Here is an 8,147-nt window from a genome sequence, read left to right on the forward strand (position 1 = left end):
CCAACACCAGCGACATCGAACTCCGGCGTCCAGGACACGCACGGCAACTCCGCGACATCCACCACCTCCGACGGCGCCTTGTGCAGCACCACCTCATACCGGTGACGAGTCAGCTCATTGTGATAGCCACCCCGCTTCAACCGGATATCAACCGCACCCACACGCTCATCCCGCCCGGCGATACCGGTGAAGAACTCCGGAGCGGTCACAAGCTCCTTCTCCAGCAGCACCGCACGGTCCACCACCGAACGCGCCGCCGCACCACGATCGGCGTTCACCGCCGCGTGCAGCGCCCGCAGCGAACCCGCATGCCGCACATCACCGATCACGAGACGGCCACCCGGGGCCAGCAGCGCCATGGCCTGGTCGATCACCCGGGCCAGATACTCCCCGTCCGGGAAGTACTGCACCACCGAATTGATCAACACCGTGTCGAAATACTCCGACGGCAGCCCGTCGACCACATCGGCCGCCTGACACCGCAGCCGCACCCGATCCGACAACCCCGCCCGGGCCACCTGAGCGGTCAGCCTGTCGATCACAGCACCCGAGAGGTCCGTGCCCCAGTACTCATCCACACCCGGCGCCAGATGCGCCATCAACAGACCCGAACCGACACCGACCTCCAGGACCCGGCAACCGCCAAGATCGCGCACCCGCTCCACGGCCGCATCACGCCACGCACACATCTCGTCCAGCGGAATCGGCTCACCCGTATACGAACTGTCCCAGCCCGAGAAATCCTCACCGAAACCACCCGACCCCGACCCGGCATACACCGAGTCATAGATCTCCCGCCATTCACCGACCTGGGCGTCCCCACCGGAATCCGCCTCCTCGGCACCGCCCGCCGCGGCAGCCGCCGCCGCTGCTGCCAGGTCCGGCACCACATAGGCAGCCAGACGCTGATCGCCCGGAACATCCTCACGGACCAGGACGGCCGCCTGACGCACACCCTCGCAGCCGGTCAGCAGGGACTCGATCTCGCCGGGCTCGATACGGAAGCCACGGACCTTGACCTGTTCATCCGCGCGGCCCATGAACTCCAGCTGGCCATCCGCACGCCACCGCGCCAGGTCACCGGTGCGATACATCCGCACCCCCGGCTCGAACGGACAGGCGACGAAGCGTTCCGCCGTCAGCCCCGCCCGGCCCAAGTATCCACGCGCCAGACCAGCACCCGAGGCGTAGAGCTCGCCGACCACGCCCACGGGGACCGGCCGCAGCACCTCGTCCAGGACGTAGGCGCGGGTGTTGGAGACGGGGTGGCCGATCGGCACCACGCCGCCGGAGAGGTCGCCGCTCATCGAGATGGCCACGGTCGACTCGGTCGGCCCGTACGCGTTGACCACGCGGTGCCCGGCCGACCAGCGCGCCACCAGCTCCGGCGGCGCGGCCTCGGCGCCGACGACCAGGCATGCGAAGTCGGTCAGCTCCTCGGCCGCGTCGGGCGGGAGGGTGGCCACCACCGTGGGCGGGATCAGCGCGTGGGTGATGCGTTGGCCGGCCAGCAGCTCCCGCAGCGCGTCGCCGACCAGGCGGTCGCTGTCGGGCACCACCAGCGCGGCGCCGGCGGCGAAGGTGAGCACCAGTTCCCAGACGGCGGCGTCGAAGCTCGGCGAGGCGAACTGCAGGACGCGGCTGCGGGAGGTGGCGCCCAGGCGCTGGAGCTGGGTGTGCGCCAGGCTGGCCAGGCCCCGGTGGGATACCACGACGCCCTTGGGGGTGCCGGTGGAGCCGGAGGTATAGATGACGTAGGCGGGGTGCGCCGACTCCACGGGGAGCCGGGGGTCGGTGTCCGGGAAGGCGGACAGGTCCCGTGCCAGTGCCTCCGGGTCCAGGACGAGGAGCGGGGACGCGTCCGCCAGCATGAACGCACGCCGCTCGGCCGGGTAGGCCGGGTCGATCGGTACGTACGCGCCACCGGCCTTGAGGACCGCCAGGACGGCCACCACCATCTCCACCGACCGCGGCAGCTCCACCGCCACCAGCTTCTCCGGCCCCACCCCCCGGCCGATCAGCCAGTGCGCAAGCCGGTTGGCCCGAACGTTCACCTCCCCGTACGACAGGGACACCCCACCATGGACCAACGCCACCGCATCCGCGTCCCGCCGCACCTGAGCCTCGAACAACCCCGCCAGCGTCGCCCACGGCACCTCGACGGACGTGCCGTTCCACACCTCCAGCAGCCGACCACGCTCATCGCCCGACAGCAGCTCCACCGCACCGACGGACAGCGAAGGATCCACCACCACCTGCTCCAGCAACCGCACCCAACGCCCCAACAACCCCTCCACCGTCCCACGGTCGAAGAGGTCCGTGGAGTACTCGATGGTTCCGGTCACCCCTTGCCCACCGGTTCGCTCGGCCAGGCTGAGCAGCATGTCGAAGCGCGACCTACCGATTGCGACGTCTTCGGGGGTGGCCCGCAGGCCCGGCAGGTCGAAGTCGCCTTCGGGGGTGTTCTGGAGCACGAGGGCGACTTGGAAGAGCGGGTGGTGGGAGGTGGAGCGCTGCGGGTTGAGGAGCTCCACCAGGTGCTCGAACGGCACGTCCTGGTGCGCGTACGCCGCCAGGCTCGCTTCCCGCACCCGGCCCAGGAGTTCCTCGAAACCGGGATTGCCCGAGGTGTCCGTGCGCAGCACGAACGTATTCACGAAGAGGCCGACCAGGTCGTCCAGGGCATCGTCGGTACGACCGGCGACACCGCTGCCCAGCGCGATGTCGGTGCCCGCGCCGAGGCGGGTGAGCAGCGCCGCCATACCGGCCTGCAACACCATGAACACCGTCGTGTTGGTGCGGCGCGCCAGCCGCACCAGCCGCTGGTGCAGCTCGGCGTCCATCTCGAAGTCGAGGTGGGTGCCTTCGTACGAGCCGATCGCGGGCCGCGGCCGGTCGGTCGGGAACGTCACCTGCTCGGGCAGGTTGTGGAGCTGTCGGCGCCAGTAGTCCACCTGCTGGGCGTAGATGCTCTCCGGATCGTTCTCGTCGCCGAGCAGCTCCTGCTGCCACAGCGTGTAGTCGGCGTACTGGACCGGCAGCTCGGGCCAGCGCGGGGCGCCGCCCTGCGAGCGGGCGGTGTAGGCCGTCACCACGTCACGGGCGATCGGGCCCATGGACCAGCCGTCACCCGCGATGTGGTGCACCAGGAGCATCAGGACGCTGTCCTGCGGGCCGATGTCGAAGAGCCAGGCGCGGACCGGCATCTCGGAGGAGAGGTCGAACCCGTACTGGGCGGCTTCCTCCAGAGCCTTCGGGAGCTCCTCCTCCGTCACCGAGCGGCGCTGCCAGTCCAGCTCCGCGCTCTGCGCGTCGAGGACCGACTGGTGCGGCTCGCCGTCGACCTCGGGGAAGACGGTGCGCAGCGACTCGTGTCGGCCGACCAGGTCCCGCAGGGCGCCGCGGAGCGCCTCCGCATCCACTCCGCCCGTCAGACGGAGTGCCAGGGGCATGTTGTACGTCGCCGAGCGGCCTTCCAGCTTGTGCAGGAACCACAGGCGGCGCTGGGCGAACGACAGCGGCACCACATCGGGCCGTTCCATCGGCACCAGGGCGGTACGGGTCCGGCCGCCGTCGGTGAGGCGGGGCGCCAGACCGGCGACCGTGGGGGCCTCGAAGACCGCGGCGATCGGGAGCTCCGCACCGAGGGCGCTGCGGATGCGGCTGACCAGGCGGGTGGTGAGGAGGGAGTGGCCGCCGAGGTCGAAGAAGCTGTCGTCGATGCCGACCCGGCCGACGCCGAGGACCTCGGCGAACAGGCCGCACAGCACCTCTTCCTGCGGGGTGCGGGGGCCACGGCCACCGGCGGTCGCCACGTACTCCGGCACTGGAAGCGCCTTGCGGTCCAGCTTCCCGTTCGGGGTCAGCGGCAGCCGGTCCAGCACCATGACCGCCGACGGCACCATGTACTCGGGGAGCCGCCGGGCCAGGTCCTCGCGGGCGGCCTTGACGACCGCGCCGATACCCCGGGCGGTGACCGGGCTGTTGGCCTTGGGGCCAGGGGAGCCGGACGGTGTGTAGACGCCCGTGAGGACGGCCTCGGTCGCCGCTGTCTCGGACGGCAGGATGACCGCGTCGAAGAGGGCCACCGACTGCGGCGACCAGGTAGCCACGACCCGCAGACCACGGTCCGCGCCCCAGGCCACCAGCTCCTCCGGATCCACCGCAGGGCCGAACTCCTCGGCATCCAGCCCATCAAGCCGACGCTCCGCAGCCACCTCCGCCACCAACCGCGCGTTCGGAATCCCCGTCACCCGCACCGGGCCGCCAACACCAGCGACATCGAACTCCGGCGTCCAGGACACGCACGGCAACTCCGCGACATCCACCACCTCCGACGGCGCCTTGTGCAGCACCACCTCATACCGGTGACGAGTCAGCTCGTTGTGATAGCCACCCCGCTTCAACTGGATATCGACCGCACCCACACACTCATCACGCAGTGCCAGCTCCGTGAAGAACTCCGGCGTGACCACCAGCTCCTTCTCCAGCAGCACCGCTCGGTCCACCACCGTGCGCACCGCCGCACCACGCCCGCCATGCACCGCTGTGTGCAGTGCTCGCAGCGAACCCGCATGCCGCACATCACCGATCACCAGACGGCCACCCGGAGCCAACAGCCCCATGGCCTGGTCGATCACCCGGGCCAGGTACGCCCCGTCCGGGAAGTACTGCACCACCGAGTTGATCAACACCGTGTCGAAGTACTCCGACGGCAGCCCGTCGACCACATCGGCCGCCTGACACCGCAGCCGCACCCGATCCGACAACCCCGCCCGGGCCACCTGAGCGGTCAGCCTGTCGATCACAGCACCCGAGAGGTCCGTGCCCCAGTACTCATCCACACCCGGCGCCAGATGCGCCATCAGCAGACCCGAACCGACACCGATCTCCAGGACCCGCTCACCGCCGAGGTCACGCACCCGCTCAACGACCGCATCACGCCACGCACACATCTCGTCCAGCGGAATCGGCTCACCCGTATACGAACTGTCCCAGCCCGAGAAATCCTCACCGAAACCACCCGACCCCGCACCCGAGTAGACCGCGTCGTAGATCTCCCGCCATTCACCGACCTGGGCGTCCCCACCGGATACCGTCTCCTCGGCACCGCCCGCCGCGGCAGCCGCCGCTGCTGCCAGGTCCGGCACCACATAAGCAGCCAGACGCTGATCCCCCGGAACATCCTCACGAACCAGAACAGCCGCCTGACGCACACCCTCACACCCCGTCAGCAGCGACTCGATCTCGCCGGGCTCGATACGGAAGCCACGGACCTTGACCTGTTCGTCAGCACGGCCCACGAACTCCAACTGGCCATCCGCACGCCACCGCACCAGATCACCGGTGCGATACATCCGCACCCCCGGCTCGAACGGACAGGCGACGAAGCGTTCCGCCGTCAGCCCCGCCCGGCCGACATAGCCCCGGGCCACCTGGGCCCCGGTGACGTACAGCTCACCCACGACGCCCACCGGCACCGGCTGGAGACCGGCGTCGAGGACGAATACGCGGGTGTTCCACATGGGGCGTCCGATGGGGACGTTGTGCCCGTCGTCGGTCTCGCCCTCCCAGACGGACGAGGCGACCTGGATGGTCATCTCGGTCGGGCCGTACAGGTTGTACAGGGCGCTGTCCCAGTCCTCGCTGATCCGCGCAGCGAGCTCTGGGCGCAGGGCCTCGCCACTGGACCAGATGCGGCTGACACGGTGGCCGGCGGGCGGCTGCGGCAGGTTGGCGAGCAGGGACGGGGGGAACTGGGCGACGGTGACGCCGTTCGCCGCGATGTGGGAGACCAGCCGCTCGGGGTCGCGGATCACCTCGCTGGGGGCCACACAGATCGCGGCGCCGTGGAGGAGCGGGAACCAGAGCTCCAGGCCCACGGAGTCGAACCGGACCGACGTACGGAACAGCAGTATGTCCCCGGCGCCGACCGGATAGGCGTCCTGCATCCACTGGAGGTTGTTGGCCAGTCCGCGGTGTTCCACCATGACGCCCTTGGGGCGGCCGGTGGAACCGGAGGTGTAGATGACGTAGAGCGGGTTGGCCGGGGTCAGCGGCGCCGTGCGGTCGGCGTCCGTCAGGTCCTGGGTGGACTGCCGGGCGATGGCCGCGCGGGTCTGCCCGTCGTCGATGGCGAGGAACGGGATCCCGGTCTCCGGCGCGTCGAGGCCGGTCCCGCCGGAGACCAGGGCCAGGACGGGTCGGGCGTCGCTCAGGGTGTGCCGCAGCCGCTCGGCCGGGTCGTCGGGGTCGAGCGGGAGGTAGGCGCCGCCGGTCTTGATCACCGCGAGCAGCCCGACGACGGTGTCGGCGGAGCGGGGCAGGGCCACCGCCACCAGCTTCTCCGGGCCGACGCCCCACTCGACCAGGTGGCGGGCCAGTTGGTTGGCGCGGGCGTTCAGCTCGGCGTAGGTCAGGGTGGTCTCGCCGAAGAGCACTGCGGTGGCGTCGGGGGTGCGCCGCACCTGCGCTTCGAGCAGGCCGGCCATGGTCTCCTGGCGGACCTCGGCGTCGGTGTCGTTCCACCCCGCGAGGAGCTGGCTCCGCTCGGCCTCCGTCAGCAGGCCGGCCCGGCTGATCGGCTCGTGCGGGGCGCTCAGAGCTTGCGCAAGGAGGCGTATCCACCGGCCGAAGAGCCGCTCGACGGTGGACCGGTCGAAGAGATCCGTGGAGTACTCCACCACACTCTCGATGCCGGCCGGGTTCCCTGCGGCGTCATAGCGCTCGGTGAGCGAGAGGAGCATGTCGAAGCGCGAGGTGCCGGGGTCCACCTCGGTGGTGCGCACTCTCAGCGCGGGCAGGGTGAAGTCTCCCTGGGCGTTGTTCTGGAGGACCAGGGCGACCTGGAAGAGGGGGTGGTGGGAGGTGGAGCGCTGCGGGTTGAGGAGCTCCACCAGGTGCTCGAACGGCACGTCCTGGTGCGCGTACGCCGCCAGGCTCGCCTCTCGCACCCGGCCTACCAGTTCCTGGAACGCCGGATCGCCGGAGGTGTCGGTCCGCAGCACGAAGGTGTTGACGAAGAGGCCGACCAGGTCGTCCAGGGCGTCGTCGGTACGACCGGCGACACCGCTGCCCAGCGGGATGTCGGTGCCCGCGCCGAGGCGGGTGAGCAGCGCCGCCATACCGGCCTGCAACACCATGAAGACGGTCGCGCCGGACGCGCGTGCCAGCTCCGCCATCTGCCGGTGCAGCTCTCCGTCGACCGTGAGCGTGACGCAGGCGCCCTCGTACGAGGCGACTGCGGGCCGCGGCCGCTCGGTCGGGAACGTCACCTGTTCGGGCAGGTCGTGGAGCTGTCGGCGCCAGTAGTCGACCTGGCGGGTGAACAGGCTGTCCGGGTCGGAGTCGTCGCCGAGGAGCTCTCGCTGCCACAGCGTGTAGTCGGCGTACTGGACGGGGAGCGCGGACCACTGCGGGGCGCTGCCCTGTGAGCGGGCCGTGTAGGCGGCGACGAGGTCCTGGGCCAGCGGGCCCATGGACCAGCCGTCCGCCGCGATGTGGTGGAGCAGGAGCAGGAGTACGGAGTCCTCGGGGCCGGTCTCGAAGAGCCAGGACCGGACCGGCACTTCGGAGGAGAGGTCGAACCCGTAGCGGGACACCTCTTCCAGGGCGGTCGGCAGCTCGGACTCGGTGACCGACCGGCGCTCCCAGCCGAAGGCGGTGGCGGCCGGGTCGAGGACCAACTGGTGCGGCTCGCCGTCGACCTCGGGGAAGACGGTGCGCAGCGACTCGTGTCGGCCGATCACATCGAGAAGGGCCGCGTGCAGCGCCTCGGCGTCGACGGAGCCGGTGAGGCGGAACGCCAACGGCATGTTGTAGGTCGCCGAGGGGCCCTCCAGCTTGTGCAGGAACCACAGGCGGCGCTGGGCGAACGACAGCGGCACCACATCCGGCCGCTCCACCGCGACCAGAGCCTTACGGGCCTGGCCGTCGCCCCGCAGTCGCTCCACCAGGCCGGCGACGGTCGGCGCCTCGAAGACGTCCTTGATCGGCAGCTCGACACCGATCACGCTGCGGATGCGGCTGACCAGGCGGGTGGCGAGCAGGGAATGGCCGCCCAGGTCGAAGAAGCTGTCGTCGATCCCGACCCGCTCCAGGCCGAGGACCTCGGCGAACAGGGCACACAGCGTCTCTTCCTGCGGCGT

1 protein-coding gene is annotated in these 8,147 nt (G+C 70.4%); it reads right to left on the reverse strand.

The window, feature by feature from the left end:
- Positions 1-8,147 (reverse strand): amino acid adenylation domain-containing protein (locus ACFW9Z_RS35965; protein ID WP_384647921.1); only part of this gene is annotated, 8,147 nt, incomplete at both ends.

It is taken from the genome of Streptomyces sp. NPDC059452 (assembly GCF_042750035.1).
Taxonomy (GTDB): Bacteria; Actinomycetota; Actinomycetes; order Streptomycetales; family Streptomycetaceae; genus Streptomyces.